The sequence below is a fragment of the Arthrobacter sp. P1_D12 genome (assembly GCF_056406175.1).
In genome coordinates this window covers 47,691-62,114 of the sequence record NZ_JBFUAR010000014.1, presented here as the reverse complement: position 1 = coordinate 62,114, position 14,424 = coordinate 47,691, and the positions used below count along the sequence as shown (strand labels likewise).

The window sequence follows — 14,424 nt, the reverse complement described above, 5'->3', positions numbered from 1 at the left end:
CGCGGTCAGTCTGCGACCGTGACGGTGCCGGCGTCGCCGTCAACGCGGATCCGTTGGCCGCTGGTGAGCCGCTGGGTGGCCACACCGGTGCCGAGCACGGCCGGGATGCCGTACTCGCGGGCCACGATCGAGCTGTGGCTCAACGGCCCGCCGACGTCGGTCACCACGGCGGAGGCCATCGCGAACAGCGAGGTCCAGGCCGGGGTGGTGATGCGGGCTACCAGGACGTCCCCGGGCTCCATCAGGCCGAAATCCTGCGGGCCCCTCAGGACGCGGGCCGGGGCGGTGACCCGGCCGGCGCTGGCGCCGACGCCCTTGATGACGTCGCCGAGCTGGTCCCGTGGGCCGGCCGGCATCATTGAGCCGAAGGCCCGCTCCATCCACCGGTTCTCCGGCAACAGTTGCGGGGCAGCGGCCTTGGCCTGGCCCCGCCACAGCATCTTGCGCTCCTCGACGGCGCCGGCGCGGACGGGCCGGTCCGCCCCGGTAATTGCCACGGCTGCCGGTGTGCCCGACCCGGCAAGGCCGAACTCGACGGCGCTGCGCAACTCCCGGTGGCGCAGCCAGAAGACGTCGGCGGGCTCGGCGATGACAGCGGAGTCGACGAGCCGTCGGCCCAGCTCGAACAGCATCCGCCGCAGCAGCGGCCACGCCAGCCCGACGTCGGCCAGGGCGTCCTCGCGGATCGGGGCTGCGTTTTGCGCCCACCGAAGCAGCCGGAGGAATGCGGCCCGGCGCCTCGGCCCGAGCCGGGCGATGATTTGGCTGGTTTCATCTTCGCGGCGGGCGGCCGAGAGCCGCTGGCGCTCGTAGGGGTCATTGCCCTGTCCCCGCAGGTAAAACTTCACGGTTTCCAGCAGCGGCGAGGGATCGTCAGCAGGCACCGGACTGACGAAGTCCAGGTTATAGACCGCATGGCCGAACCGGCCGAGGTGCTCCTGGAAGCGGGCCTGCCATTGCTGCCAGGGTGCCGGGTCCACTCCGGCGGGCGGGAACCCGGTGCGTTGCGGCCCGGCCAGCGCAGCGGTGGGTTCGTTGAGGATCGCCGGGGCCAGCCCCGGGACGTCCCGGGCCCAGGCTGCGAGGTCGTACAGCGACTTCTCTGCGCGGATGGGTTCGCTGTCGTAACCGAGGAGGAAGGTCTGGGCGGGGGGATCGCCGTCGCGCCGAACGAACTTGTCGTAGTAGGCCCGGAAGGAGATTTCGCTTGTTGCGGCGATCGGAATGATGGACTGCACGGCCGTGTAGTAGACCGTGCCGGCGTCAAGCAGCGTCTGCACACCCGCCAGCAGTTCCTCTCCGGAGAGCTCCCCGACGGGCTTCGCGGACCAGTCCTTGATCACCTGCTCGTAGCGGGGATGCGAAAATTCCCGCCAGCCGGCCACTCCCATATGCGCCTTGCCACGGGCCAGCGCGCGCATCGCCGTCAGCGACTTGCCCATCACCCGCCACATTCCCGAGTTGCGGTAGTAGTAGTAGGCGTAGCCGTTGATAGTCGGCAGCCCGACGTCGTCCTCGCGGATGACCTCCTTGCCGACGGCGCCGGCCATCAGGGCCCTCAGCGACCGTGACACCGAGTCGTCAATGAGGTCGGCGAACAGCGGCGAGAGGGGGTCGGGCAGCTGCTCAACGATGCTTGCCCGGAAGTAGAGCCCGTGCCGGTAGGGCACCGGCCAGGTGTCCGGGATGTCGGCTGCCGGGTCGGGCAGCGCGGTGATGGGCCGGGATTGCAGGATGAAGAACTCGCCACCGGCGCGTGCCCACTCGATATCCTGCGGCGTCCCGAAATGCTCCGTAATCCGTGTTCCGTAACCGGCCAGCTCGGCCGCCGCCCGGTCGTCCAATACGGCCTGCCGGCGGCGCGTCGCCGGCACCGGCTGCTCCAGGGTGCCGCGCTCCGCGTAGACGGTCATGACCTCCTTGTCAGCTGTCCGGCGGGACAGCACACGGCCCGTCCCTGCTTCGACGACGACGTCGTCCGTGGTGACCGATCCGCTGACAACGGACTCGCCCAGGCCCCACGCGGCACTGATCACCGTCTGGTCGCGGCGCCCGTTGGCCGGATTGGCGGTGAACATCACCCCGGCCGCCTCGGCGTCGACCATCTGCTGGACCACGACGGCGAGGCGCACCGTGTCCGGGTCGATGCCTTCACGGGCGCGGTAGGCCATGGCACGCGCCGTCCACAGGGAGGCCCAGCACTCAATCACGGCCGCGGCCACAGCCTCCGTCCCCCGGACGTTGAGGTAGGTTTCCTGTTGCCCGGCGAAGCTGGCTGAGGCGAGGTCCTCGGCCGTGGCGGAGGAGCGCACCGCCACGGCTGTGTCTGCGTCGCTTAGCCTCCCGTAGGCGGCGCCGAGTTCCGCCGCGATGGCGTCTGGCATGGTGCCGCCGGTGAAAAGGGCGCGGATCCGTTTCGAGGCTTCCTCGTAGTCCTGTGGTGCCGCGTGCGGCGACAGAACAGCCAGTTCATGGATGCCGGCCTCGAGATGGTTGGCAGCCACAAAATCCGCGTAGGCTGCGGTGTTCAGCACGAACCCCGGCGGGACCGGCAGTCCTCCCTGGCTGAGGCCGCCCAAACCGACGCCCTTGCCGCCTGCCACGGCGACGTCGCCGCGCCCCACATCGTCGAAGTTGTTGATGTAGGTCATGACCTCGAGTCCTTTCCGCCCGGAGCCAGGCTCCGTGGTTCAGCCTGATTCCCAACATACTGGCACTGCCGCAGGCGAGAGGCCATAGCCGTGCCGGTGGGCAGGGGATCCCGGTGACCCCTCCGCCGAGGGGTGTGGCCGGGGGCAACCAATCGCTCCCACCCCCGTTCCGACAACAAGATGCCCGGGGCTATGGGCCGCAGCCCTTGCCCCGGGCATCTAAACAATCCGCATGTTCAGCCGCGGCTGGTGTCGGTGCCCTCGGAGCCCTCGGATCCCTCGCTGCTTTCGCCGTCAAAGTGTTCCTTGTGGACCTTCTCACGGATGGTGACTTCATCTGCGACCGTTTCAGTAACGATGCGGACCCGTTCAACCGGGACGGTCTCCTTGGTCACTATGACTCGCTCTTCGTGAAGGATTACCTCGTCGTCGCTGGCCGGACGGTTCGAGACCTCGTCGCGGTCCTCCTCGGCAATCGGTTCCCGCTCGATTCGAACCTCTTCGCGTTGCACTGGCACCGTCCTGGTGACGGTTTCCGTCGTGACGTATTTGCGCAGGCGCCCCCGGCCCGTGGCGTCGCGGGTTTCGGCGCGGTCGATTCCGGTGGTGTCCTGCCTTGTCGTGGGTGGCGTTGCGGCGTCGGTGGTGGGTGTCGCTGTGCCGTATCCGGCTGTGCCCGTGGCGTCGGGGGTCTCGGAGCGGTCGGTTCCGGTGGTGTCCTGTAGTGTCGTCGGTGGCCGGGCGGCTTCGGTGGTGGGTGTCGCTGTGCCGTATCCGGCTGTGCCGGCGGCGTCGCGGGTTTGGGCGCGGTCAGTTCCGGTGGCGTCCTGGGTCGTGGGTGGCGTTGCGGCGTCGGGGGTTTCGGCGCGGTCCGTTCCGGAGGCGTCCTGTCGTGTGGCGGATGCTGCGTCAGCTGTATCGGCGTCCGTGTAGGTGCGTCCGCTGTCCATCCGGTAATGCTGGTAGAGCCGGTCTTCCTCGGCAGGCTCCAGAGGCCGATCGGCGTCGATCCTTGGCGCGTCCTTGACCTGATTTTTGTTGTACGGGACGACGATGTCATTGCCCTCCAGCCGAGCACCCTCGAGGGGAACAAATGATTCGGACATCCCGAACAGGCCCGTACGAACGGTTACCCAGCTGGGCTGGCCGGCTTCGTTGTCTACGAAGACTTGGCCGATGGAGCCGATCTTTTCTCCGTCTCCCGACAGGACATTTGCGCCTTGGCTGAGCAGACGGTCAATTTGTTCGGTGGTGAGCATGACCTCTCCTTGGATCTCTTCGGTTGAAATAGTGGGTCCGGTCAGGAGCCCTTGATAGACCGCCCGACCGGTACCGGACAGGACGCATTGGTGCTGTCCGGTGCTTGGGAAGCGTCCGCGGCACTGCGAACTCCGGGAGGGGCGATGATCAGCGGGCAGTGCGCTCAGCTGAAAACTTCCGAGGCCGACCCGCAGTTCTGGCACGGTCAGGGTCCTGCGCGAGACCTTCGCGAGCAGCGGCCTGAAGCCGCAAGGGAGCGCAGACTGGGGATGAACGTTGTCGCCACCGCCAGTCCGGCTTGGAGCCGGTGGGAAATGTCCAATGGAATGCGCCGCCATTCGATTAGGAGCTGGGACCGGTCCCGTTGCGCAGGGAGTTCTCCCGCGCCGTTTTCCGTGTTATATCACGAGCCCGGTTAGATTAGGAAGCCCCCTTATGAATAGGTGGGCTCCCGGCGGCTGGGCTCCGCCGGAGGGCACGCTGGGAAGCCCGGCGCCCAAGAGACGGCCCGGTGAGGACACCCGTGGCGGGCATTCCAGGCCATGCAAGTGGGGTCCTTGCGCGGGGCGATGGCGGAGAGAGTATGGTGTACGGCCAGGTCTAGTCCTGGTCCAGTTCGTCGAGCAGGGACTTCGCTGCGGCGGCGATGTCGTCGTAACTATTCTGGGCGGCCCGGCTCTCGATGGCGAGAATCGCGCAGCGATGCAACCGGCGGAAATCACCGAAGGGAAAGCTGTAGCGCCCCTTCGTGTCGTGCGTCTTCTCGGCGTCTTCGCCCAGATGCCACGTGCCGTACTCCTTGTACCCGTGCTTGTCGATGAATGCGTTTTCTGCCTCGGCGTCGGGCGCGTGCTCGCTCCAATCGTCACGGGTATCCCGGGCAAACCTCGAGTCCTTGATGAGCTGCCGAGCATGACGCAGCGCCGCGTCGTTGATCTTGATAGTCATGAGGTGGTGTCCGCTCTGTCTCAATTTTCCGGGGCGGGAGCTGCGGAGGCCGTGGCGAGGCTGGGCACCGGTGCACCAAGACCGGCCGCCTCCTTTGCCATGCCAGAAGGCGCGCGCGGTCGCCGGTGGGTGCCGGGCGGGTCAAGTGCCGGAAATGCCGTTCAGGTCACGAAGTTCTCCGGTGCTTCCGGTGACTGGTTTCCACCGCGGGAGACGTGGACTTTCGTGGCGGACGGTCCGGACTGCTCCGGGATCTGGGCGCGGATTTCCAAGACGCCGTCGATGTAGCTGGCCTCGACGGTGTCAGGGTCCGCGCCGCGGGGCAGCGGGACGCTTCGCGAATATTCGCCGTACCGCACTTCGCTTCGGTAACCCGGTTGATCCTTGTGCGCGGGCTCGGTGCGACGGGCAACGATATTCAGGTTGCCCTCGGTGACGGTGATGTCGATGTCCTTGTCCGGGTCGATGCCGGGGATATCGGTTCTGACCACCAAGGTGTTTCCGTCCCGGTATTCTTCGACCCTGAGCCAGGTGTCCGTCTCGCCTTGCAGGAAGCGCCGGACTGGTTCGGGCACGTCGATGCCCGTGCGGCGGAATAGGTTGTCCATGTCTATCTCCTTGCTGTTTAGCATCTCTGGTCGCATGGTGTCGGATGCGCGCGGAGCAATGACTTCTGCCGCTTTGGCGACAACTACTAACGACGGCGACGCCGGAACCGGCCGCCGGAGCTGCGCTCGGAGGCTTTCAAAGCTTGTTCTCAACGAAGCATTGCGGGCGGTCGCCCGGCTTGAGGTGAAACGTCATGAGGTTGGACTCGGCGGCGCGGGCCGAGAAACGCCGGGAGTTTCCTCCCGGGGTGTTCCAAGACCGGCCCGGCACCGTCTGACAGAAGTGGCAGGGCGTCCTCAGCGGCAACCCTGCACCCGGAGTATCGAGGCTGCTACGCCCTGGTCCTGCGACCGGCAAGAGCCCCATAGATCAGGAGCACAATAACGGCCCCGAGGATGGAGAGGAGCCAGGTCCGCAGGTCAAAGAAGTCAGCGAGCCCTCCGCCGAAGATCAACGAGCCGATCCAACCTCCGAGGATTGCGCCCACGACGCCAACAACGAGTGTGATCAGCCAGCCGCCTCCCTGACGGCCAGGAAGGACCGCCTTGGCGATAGCTCCGGCGATAAGGCCGAGAATGAGAAAAGCGAGAATTCCCATCTTTGTACTTCCTTTCGGTAGACCGGTCGTGGAATGCGGCCGTAACGGCGATTTAATCAGCATGCATAGTAACGCGCAATACCCGGCTCAGCGGCCCCCTGTCTTGCTCGCCCCTTGCCGGTCCAAACTGCAATGGAAGCGGCGACTGGCCGTGGGCGCCGGGCGGGGGAGGCCCAGAGGCAACCAGCCGCGGGAGGCTAGTTCATTGGCGCCGGAGGCCGTCCTTGGGCGGGGGAGGGCACGTCGAGCCTGGGGTGCCGGGCCGTGGAGCCTGGAAGAAATCCACAAACCGGGCGAGTTGCTCAGACAGGGCCTCCCATCCGTCGAAGTCTGCAGGAACGGCCGCCCGCTCCGCCCTGGATGCCGCTTGCAGTGCCGCGCTGCCGGCGTCGGTAATCTCAACCTGAAATTGGCGCCGATCCTCCGGGTTTCGCGTCCTCGTGACCAGACCCGCGTCCTCGAGCCGGGCAAGGACGCGGCCGAGCGTTTGGCTTTGGACATGAACTCTTGCGGCGAGCTGTTCCTGGTACATCGGGCGGGGTGCCACGGCTTCCAGCGCGATGACGGCGGCACGCGTCAACCCCAGTGGCGCCAGGGCATCGTCGTGGAGGCGTTGCACTAAACGGGCCGCTGAGGTTAGAAGCCGGTAACCGTCCCGGGCGTTGGGCTCACGGGCGAGTATCACGAAGAAGACCTTCCTGATTGGGTGGCAACGAAAGTCACGCTGCCTGCGACGTCGGCACGAAGCGCCGACGCTGGATACCCACCCTATGCATGCCGGGCTCCCTTTTGGCAAGTATGCTTACTATTTTTCACCCGCGGGCCACAGGGCGCGCGGCGATTCACCCGACGGGCGGAAGGTGGACCGTCCGATTTTCGTTCGAGGCCTTGCGCGACATATAGCAAGTGTGCTTAGTATCTAGTTAGTAACCGTGCTTACTAATTTCATCCGGTAGCGCTAGTCACGATCCCAAGCGGACCATTCCTGAAAGAGAGCAACGATGACACAGAACCCATGGGCCCAGGCAGCACCCGAAGCTTCCCCGGACCGGTACGCCGGTGTTGGAGTTGTGCCCCCGCAAGGCACGGGACGTGCTGACTCCAAACAGGAAGCGGCCAAGGACGAAGCTGCAGACGTAACGCGGCACGCGGCAGACGCTGCCCAGAACGTCGCCGAGACGGCCAAGGCGGAGGCAGTCAACGTTGCCGCCGAGGTCAAGACCAATGCCCGGGACCTGCTGCACCAGGCAAAGTCCGATCTCACCGAGCAGGCAGGAACCCAGCAGCAGAAGGTCGCCGAAGGTCTGCGGTCCGTCGCCGGCGAATTGCATTCCATGGCTGCCGCCTCTGACCAGCCCGGCGTGGCGACTGACCTCGTCCGCCAAGCTGCCGAGCGGTCCTCCGCTGTTGCGTCCTGGCTCGATGGCCGGGATCCGGGTTCGCTTCTGACCGAGGTAAAGTCCTTTGCCCGGCAGCGCCCGGGCACCTTCCTCCTGCTCGCGGCTGGAGCCGGTGTCCTGGCTGGGCGTCTCAGCCGCAGCTTGAGCGCCGGCGCCCCCGAAGCGACGGGCGCTACCGCTACCGGCACGCCCACTGCTGGCCGGATCCCCGATACCGGGGTAGCGGTTCCGCCGCCGCCGGTACAGATGCCCGCTCCGCAAACCACGACGGCGGGCCTCGCGGACACCTACCCGCCGAATCCGCTGGACTCCGATTTGGGAACCCCCGATCCGCTCCGCGACGCCGGGCAGGGCCGCCGTTCCTCAGAGTCCGTGGCTGGTGAGCCATTGCAGCAGGCTGATCCGCTGCGCGATGACCCCTTTGATGGTGGCCGTCGATGAGCAGCGAAATGCCTCCCACGGCCGCGCAGGCAAAGGCTGAATCGACGTCCCTGGGTGACCTTCTCGGTGAGGTCACACGGGACATGTCCACCCTGATGCGACAGGAAGTGGAACTGGCCAAGGTCGAACTCAAGCAGTCCGCCACCCGGGCAGGCAAAGGCACCGGCATGCTCGCCGGCGCCGGCGTCGCTGGCCATTTCGTGCTCCTGTTCCTGTCTTTGGCGCTCTGGTGGGCGCTGGGGATCGTGATGGGACTGGGCTGGTCCGGCGTTGTTGTCGCCGTCATCTGGGCAGTTGTCGCCGCCGTTCTGGCAGCCATGGGCCGCAAGGAACTGAACGCGATCAAGGGCATGCCGAGGACGGCTGAAACCCTCCAGGAAATCCCGCCCACCCTAAAACCCAACTCCTAAGATTCAGCGAGGAAACACGATGAGCGAAAACCCGGATGTCATCCGAGCAGATATTGAAGCAACCCGTGCCCGCCTGGGCACAAACGTGGACGCCGTCGCTGACAAAGTCACGCCGTCGCATATCGTCCAGCGGCAGACGGACAGAGTCAAAGAGAACGTCAAAGACGCCGTCTTCGGAGTGAAGGATAAAGTCATGGGAGCCGCAGACCACACCACCGACCACGTCCACTCCACTACCGGAAGCGTCGGCGCGCATGTGAGCGACGCGGGCGCCGCAGTTGCGGGCGCGCCGGGCCAGCTGAAGAACAGGACACAGGGGAACCCACTGGCTGCCGGGTTGATCGCCTTTGGTGCCGGCCTGCTCGTTTCCTCCCTGATCCCGGCCAGTCAAAAGGAGCGTGAAGCCGCTGATGCCCTCAAATCGGCAGCGGAGCCACTCACCACGGAACTGACGGACGCCGCCAAGCAAGTAGCCGAAGGGCTCAAGGCGCCCGCCCAGGAAGCTGTGGAGAACGTCAAGGCCACTGCCGCGGACGCAACCGATCACCTCAAGGCAGACGGGCAGGCCGCTGTGGAGGACGTCAAGGATCGGACTGCCGAAGCCAAGGACAACGTTCAGCAGGCCTGAGGCCGCGTCTGAACAAGGCCGGCTGCCCTCGCTGATGCGCTGGGCGGCCGGCCATTTCCCTTAACACCACGAAGGAATTTCCAATGGCCAAGAACCCAACCAAGGCAGAAAATGAATCCATGACCGACGCCGAAACGGACGAGAGCAGCACCGCCAAGGCCCGCACGGCACCTGCCCCGGACGACTCCCGTAAACCGGACAGCCCGGCCGACGTCACTAAGCCCTCGTGGAAGTACATCGCCAAAAAGACCCTGCGTGAATTCACCAAGGACCAGTGCCCGGATCTCGCCGCAGCGCTGACCTACTACGCGGTGCTTTCTATTTTCCCGGCGCTGTTGGCCCTCGTGTCGTTGCTGGGCATTTTCGGGGACGCCAAGAAGACCACATCCGCTCTCATGGAGATCGTTCAAGGAGTCGCGCCCGGTGACACCGTGGACGCTATCCGCCAGCCAATCGAGCAGCTCAGCAGTTCCTCCGCTGCCGGCCTCACCCTGGTACTCGGCATCCTCACCGCCCTCTGGTCCGCCTCCGGCTATGTCGGAGCCTTTGGCCGGGCAATGAACCGGATCTACGAAATTGACGAGGGCCGGCCGTTCATCAAACTTCGGGGCACGATGCTCGCCGTCACCATTGCCGCCGTGCTGATCGTCCTCGTGCTTTCAGCCATGCTCGTGCTGAGCGGGCCGGTGGCGGACGCCGTCGGCAACGCGATCGGCCTGGGCGGGGCCGTCCTGACGGCGTGGAACATTCTCAAGTGGCCGGTGATTCTGTTACTCGTGATTCTGGTGATCGCCATCCTCTACTACGCTACGCCGAACGTAAAGCAGCCCAAGTTCCGCTGGATGAGCCTGGGTTCCGCTATCGCCTTGGTCATCTTCCTGCTGGCGTCCTTGGCCTTCGCTTTCTATGTGGCCAACTTCAATAGCTACGAGAAGACCTATGGTGCGATCGGCGGCGTCATCATCTCGCTGCTGTGGCTCTGGATCCTGAACATGTCGTTGCTGTTCGGTGCCGAGTTCGACGCCGAGATGGAGCGTGGACGCCAACTCCAGGCCGGCATTGAGGCCGAAGAGACCATCCAATTGCCGCCACGGGACACGAAACAGAGCGACAAGCTCCAGGCCCGCGAAGAAGAGGACATTCGCCGCGGGCGCGAGCTCCGGGAACAGCACGGGATCCAGCCTGAACGGCAGGAAGGCAATACCCAACCCCGGGACACGGACGGAGTGGGGCGCCCCTAACCCGCGGAAATGTCAGGCATCACTGATGGCGGCGAGTTTGACGTTGTCCTTCTGACCTTCCCATGTGCCGGTCAGCGCGAGCGGGCCGGCCGGTTGCTCATCCAGGTCCAGCCGCCGGATAACAAGCAGGTGAAGGTCAGCAGTCTCGATGGCGGTGCCGGCGTCGGTGGCGCGCGGTGCCGCTGAAGAGACGTCAGGGACTGAATCGAGTTTCGGCCCGGTGCTTCGCACGAAGACCGTCTGGGCCAGGAGTTCCAGGTTTTCCCCTTTTTGGAGGTATTGCTCTGCCTGCGGCCGGCCCAGCATGATGCTCGCCGCCAGCGCTGCCACGTAGATTGGATCGGCGCAGGCATCGTAAACCCACCTCGGGCCGAGAACCGAGTGCTGCATGGTTCCGACCAACCAGGATTCCGCGCCGGCCAAGGGTTGGGCCCTGTACGTGAGTGGGACGTGAAAAGTGGAGTTACCCACCGACACGATGATGGTTTCTATGCCGACCTCGCCGGCGGGGTCGTCGAACCGGTAGGAGCCAACTTTGTGCAGCGCTGCCGTGCCGGGTTCCGTGAACCAGGGCTGGCGGGGCAGCCACTCTGCGAGAAGCTCAAGTTTCGTCGGCTGCAGTTCTGCCTGATGGATGATCGCCATGACGGTAAGCCTAACCGCGGCCCGGGCGACACGTTGATCAAATAACTAGGGGAAAGGTACTGACCACTGGTTGGCGATCGCCCGGCCGAGTGTCGTTGTTCCAGATCCACTGGCGCCCATGATGAACAAGCGGCAAGGGTTGAGGGTGTTCAGCATCGTCGCAGACTACCTCTTCACGCCTGCTGCGGTCTTGAGCACGGCGGGGTGCGGACAGCAGAGCAGCGCGTTAGGTCTCCCGGTCGATCTGGAGGTAGCTGAGTCCGCTGACATCGAGCCAGAATTTGGTCGGAGTCTCTACGAGTCGCAGCAGGACGCCCCCGCAGGAACTGCAGCGCACAACTATTCCCGGGGCATCGGCATAGACCGCCGCTTCGCCGAAGACCCTGACAGCGCCACAATTCTTGCACCGACCGATCGCTGCAATGATGTCGATGCGGAACAGTTCCCACAGGGGTCCTGCTGCCGCGTTCCCGTCAAGGTGAGGTATCGGATTGCCTGCGGTCCCGGCGATATCCTGGTCCTCGAGGCGCGGGTCCTCAGCACCAGGGGAAGCGGAGCCGTTGTTGCCAGTCACCGTGTTCCTCCCGTTCCGCCAAAGCGTTCGGTCTTGATCGAGGCGGCAGGATAGCCCGCCTGCACCATCCACTCTGTGACCGTTTCGACAAACATCGTCTGACCGCAGATGAAAATGTCGGGTGCCATGTCCGCCGGCAGGATGCTTGCCAACAGTGTTTCGGCGGTGAGTCGCTTCGGGGCCCTTGGCCAGCCCTCCGGAACTTTGCGTGTATAGACATAGTCGACCGTCAGCTTGGGAGATCCCTGGTTCAAGGTGAGCAGCTCCTCCCGATAGAACCCTGCCTCGGGCGATTTCAGCGAGTACAGCAACCGGAACTGTGAAGGATTCCCGGATGCCTCGTGGGCGCGGATCATGGACATGAGCGGGACAATGCCGGATCCCCCGGCGATCAGCTGAACCGGGTTGGGGTCGGTCGGAAGCCAGACGAACCAGCCGCCGACGGGCCCCCGGATCTCCAACTGGTCCCCGACCATCAGGTCTCTGACCAGATAGGGGGAGACCTCCCCGTTGGCCAGTTCGTCGACCGTGATCTCCAGGAGTTCGTCCATGCCGGCTGTGGCTACTGAGTAGGACCGCACTGCCGTGTATCCGTCGTCCGCCGTGAGCCGGATATCGATGTGCTGGCCGGCAAGGTTGCCGTTCAGCCCGTCCACGCGCAGGCCGATGGTTCTGGAGGATTCCGTTTCAGGAACGCCGCGGATCACCTCGGCGACGCGCCACAGGGTGCTCATCTGTCCTGCCTCATGAGTAGCGCTCCTCGCGCCAGGGGTCGCCGTAGATGTGGTACCCGTTCGATTCCCAGAAGCCGGGAACATCGTGCGGCATCAGCTCGATGCCATTGATCCACTTCGCACTCTTCCAAAAGTACAAGTGGGGTATCAGCAGGCGGGCGGGGCCACCGTGGGCCCGTTCCAGTGGTTCACCGTCGAATTGCCACGCCACCCATGCCTGGCCGTCCAGCAGGTCCTGCAACGGGACATTGGTCGTATAGCCGCCGTAGGAGTGAGCCGAAGTGAACTCGGACGTTGTTTCCACATCCGCGAACAAGGTGTCCAGGGACACCCCGCGCCACGAGGTGCCCAGCTTGGACCAGCTGGTCACGCAATGAATATCGGTCCGGATGTCGACCTGCGGTAGTGCCAAGAGCTCATCCCAGGACCAGGCGCGGCGCTGCCCAGTCTCCGTTGTAATGAAGAATTCCCAGTCAGCCCGGGCGATATAAGGTGCAGGGCCCGCCGTCAGTACGGGAAAGCTTGGCGTCTCGTATTGACCGGGTGGTAACGCTGGATTGCCGGTGCGCCGTTTTCCATGAAAACCAGACGAGATGATTCCCATCATGTACCTCCGATGCGGAGCTCCGCCGGTCGAATGTAATCGGTGCCCCAACGATAGGGCAACGGCGGGACCGAGACCAGACATAAAAATATACTCCGGCGAGGGGCTGTACGTCCTTCCATATGTGAGTCCGGCAACCGCCGGGGCGGGTGTAGCTTGAAGGATGGGTTCCCTACCGTCGGCGCGTACGCAGAGGCTTGTGCTGTGGATCGCGATTCTCGCGTCCTTTGTGTCGTTTCTCGATGGCAGCGTCATCAACGTAGCGCTGCCGGCCATTTCCCGTGAACTGGGCGGCGGACTGACAACGCAGCAATGGGTTGTCGATGCCTACCTGATCACCCTGGGGTCACTGATCCTGGTCGCCGGTTCGCTCTCTGATTTGTTGGGCCGGGTTGTCGTTCTCCGGGCAGGCCTGATCGGGTTCGGCGCGACATCAGTGATGTGTGCGCTGGCACCCACAGCGGACTGGCTGGTCCTGGCCAGGGCGCTTCAAGGCGTGGCGGGCGCCTTGCTGGTGCCCAGTTCCCTGGCTCTGATCACATCAAACTTCGACGAAGCGCCCCGGGCGAAGGCAATCGGCCAGTGGACTGCTGGTACAACCGTGGCTTTCATCGCGGGACCCCTGCTTGGTGGAGTGCTCGTTGATTCGGTGGGCTGGCGCTGGATCTTCGGAATCAACGTCCTGCCCATTGCCGTGACCTTGTACTTGCTAGCCGTGCTGCGGGCCAAGGATGTTCGCGAGGAGGGCGTGCGGATCGACTACCCGGGCGCCGTGCTCTGTGTGCTCGGGCTGGCGGGGCCGGTCTACGCGCTGATCGAACAGGGCAACTACGGCTGGGGGAGCCCACTCATTCTGATGCCCCTCGTCCTCGGCATCCTGTGCCTCGCCGGGTTCATTTGGCGGGAAAAGACCGCGAAGCACCCGCTCCTGCCGCTCAGCCTCTTCGCCGTCCGAAACTTTGCCGTCGGCAACGTGGCTACGGCCTTCGTCTACGCCGCGCTGTCGATCGGCGGGTTCATCATCGTGCTTTTCCTGCAGCAGGTTGCCGGTTTTCCGGCGACGTCGGCCGCTCTGGCGTTGCTTCCCGTCAGCCTCGTCAACATCCTCCTGGCGTCATGGTTTGGCTCACTGGCCGGGCGGTTCGGCCCGCGGTGGTTCATGGCATTCGGACCTGTTCTCGCCGGAGTTGGCTACCTGCTGATGCTCGCGTCGGAAATCCCGGTCAACTACTGGACCCAGCTGATGCCCGGGATCCTCCTGTTCGCAGTCGGGCTCTCGGCGACAGTCGCACCGCTCACCGCCGCCATTCTCGGTTCGATCTCGGAACAGCAGGCCGGCATCGGCTCGGCAGCGAATAACGCCGTCAGCAGGGTTGCCGGTCTGATCGGCATCTCGCTGGTCGGCCTCGTCATGGGCGGCAAACTTGATCTCGACGGATTTCACCGGGTGGTGACCGTGGCGGCGGTGCTGCTCATCCTCGGGGGCATGGTTTCCGCCATCGGTATCCAGAACCCACGCGAGCGGCCTGCAGTCCGGGCAAGGCAGAAAGTCCCATCCCAAAGCACCCGGAGCTACCGTATTTTCAGACCGGGCAGATAGGGCTAAGGGGTTCCATCGGACCGACCGAACCTACCGGCCGAGGTCCTCGGGTTCTGTGCCCTCCCGAGCAGGGGGGATGTA

Annotated in this window: 15 protein-coding genes; 5 read left to right on the top strand and 10 right to left on the bottom strand. The window is 64.8% G+C overall.

Features of this window, described 5'->3' with window-relative positions:
* Window positions 1-5: 5 nt before the first annotated feature.
* From AC1DZV_RS11930 to AC1DZV_RS11905, 6 genes are all read right to left on the bottom strand, one after another.
* Window positions 6-2,651, bottom strand: coding sequence for a PEP/pyruvate-binding domain-containing protein (locus AC1DZV_RS11930; RefSeq protein ID WP_476949488.1), 2,646 nt, complete (start codon window positions 2,649-2,651; stop codon window positions 6-8).
* A gap of 236 nt (window positions 2,652-2,887) precedes the next feature.
* Window positions 2,888-3,910, bottom strand: a complete 1,023-nt coding sequence (locus AC1DZV_RS11925; RefSeq protein ID WP_476949489.1) for a PRC and DUF2382 domain-containing protein — start codon at window positions 3,908-3,910, stop codon at window positions 2,888-2,890.
* A 601-nt stretch (window positions 3,911-4,511) separates the two neighbouring features.
* Window positions 4,512-4,859 carry a hypothetical protein gene (locus AC1DZV_RS11920; RefSeq protein WP_028276265.1) on the bottom strand — a complete coding sequence of 116 codons (348 nt, stop codon included), beginning with the start codon at window positions 4,857-4,859 and terminating at the stop codon, window positions 4,512-4,514.
* Window positions 4,860-5,020: 161 nt separating this feature from the next.
* Window positions 5,021-5,467, bottom strand: a complete 447-nt coding sequence (locus AC1DZV_RS11915) for an Hsp20/alpha crystallin family protein (RefSeq protein ID WP_476953786.1) — start codon at window positions 5,465-5,467, stop codon at window positions 5,021-5,023.
* A gap of 332 nt (window positions 5,468-5,799) precedes the next feature.
* On the bottom strand, window positions 5,800-6,066 hold the full coding sequence (locus tag AC1DZV_RS11910) for a GlsB/YeaQ/YmgE family stress response membrane protein (protein WP_028276267.1): 267 nt from the start codon (window positions 6,064-6,066) through the stop codon (window positions 5,800-5,802).
* Window positions 6,067-6,268: 202 nt separating this feature from the next.
* A complete protein-coding gene (locus AC1DZV_RS11905) occupies window positions 6,269-6,751 on the bottom strand; it encodes a MarR family winged helix-turn-helix transcriptional regulator (RefSeq protein ID WP_476953785.1) in 483 nt (160 codons plus the stop codon).
* 316 nt (window positions 6,752-7,067) lie between these two features.
* On the opposite strand from AC1DZV_RS11905, the gene AC1DZV_RS11900 reads away from it, so the two are divergent.
* The 4 genes from AC1DZV_RS11900 to AC1DZV_RS11885 all read left to right on the top strand — a co-directional run bounded on the left by AC1DZV_RS11900 (window position 7,068) and on the right by AC1DZV_RS11885 (window position 10,186).
* On the top strand, window positions 7,068-7,907 hold the full coding sequence (locus tag AC1DZV_RS11900) for an ATP synthase subunit B family protein (RefSeq protein WP_476953784.1): 840 nt from the start codon (window positions 7,068-7,070) through the stop codon (window positions 7,905-7,907).
* A complete protein-coding gene (locus AC1DZV_RS11895) occupies window positions 7,904-8,317 on the top strand; it encodes a phage holin family protein (protein WP_028276270.1) in 414 nt (137 codons plus the stop codon). Before AC1DZV_RS11900 ends, AC1DZV_RS11895 begins: the two co-directional genes overlap by 4 nt.
* 19 nt (window positions 8,318-8,336) lie before the next feature.
* Window positions 8,337-8,945 carry a DUF3618 domain-containing protein gene (locus tag AC1DZV_RS11890; protein ID WP_476949492.1) on the top strand — a complete coding sequence of 203 codons (609 nt, stop codon included), beginning with the start codon at window positions 8,337-8,339 and terminating at the stop codon, window positions 8,943-8,945.
* Between the two features lie 119 nt (window positions 8,946-9,064).
* The gene (locus tag AC1DZV_RS11885) at window positions 9,065-10,186 is read left to right on the top strand and encodes a YihY/virulence factor BrkB family protein (RefSeq protein ID WP_476949764.1); all 1,122 of its coding nucleotides are present in this window, start codon (window positions 9,065-9,067) and stop codon (window positions 10,184-10,186) included.
* 12 nt (window positions 10,187-10,198) lie between these two features.
* Here the strand turns inward: AC1DZV_RS11885 and AC1DZV_RS11880 are convergent, their stop codons facing one another.
* The 4 genes from AC1DZV_RS11880 to AC1DZV_RS11865 form a co-directional block, all read right to left on the bottom strand.
* A complete protein-coding gene (locus AC1DZV_RS11880) occupies window positions 10,199-10,831 on the bottom strand; it encodes a CG0192-related protein (protein WP_476953783.1) in 633 nt (210 codons plus the stop codon).
* A 226-nt stretch (window positions 10,832-11,057) separates the two neighbouring features.
* Window positions 11,058-11,405: a DUF6510 family protein gene (locus AC1DZV_RS11875; protein ID WP_216699117.1), complete on the bottom strand. Its 348-nt coding sequence runs from the start codon at window positions 11,403-11,405 to the stop codon at window positions 11,058-11,060.
* Window positions 11,402-12,139, bottom strand: coding sequence for an FAD-binding oxidoreductase (locus tag AC1DZV_RS11870; RefSeq protein ID WP_476953782.1), 738 nt, complete (start codon window positions 12,137-12,139; stop codon window positions 11,402-11,404). Before AC1DZV_RS11870 ends, AC1DZV_RS11875 begins: the two co-directional genes overlap by 4 nt.
* Window positions 12,140-12,149: 10 nt before the next feature.
* Window positions 12,150-12,743 (bottom strand): sulfite oxidase-like oxidoreductase, encoded by a 594-nt coding sequence (locus tag AC1DZV_RS11865; RefSeq protein WP_476953825.1) that lies wholly within the window; start codon window positions 12,741-12,743, stop codon window positions 12,150-12,152.
* A 199-nt stretch (window positions 12,744-12,942) separates the two neighbouring features.
* Here AC1DZV_RS11865 and AC1DZV_RS11860 point away from each other — a divergent pair, with 199 nt between their 5' ends.
* Complete coding sequence (locus AC1DZV_RS11860) at window positions 12,943-14,343, top strand: MFS transporter (protein ID WP_476953781.1); 1,401 nt, start codon at window positions 12,943-12,945, stop codon at window positions 14,341-14,343.
* Window positions 14,344-14,424: the final 81 nt, after the last annotated feature.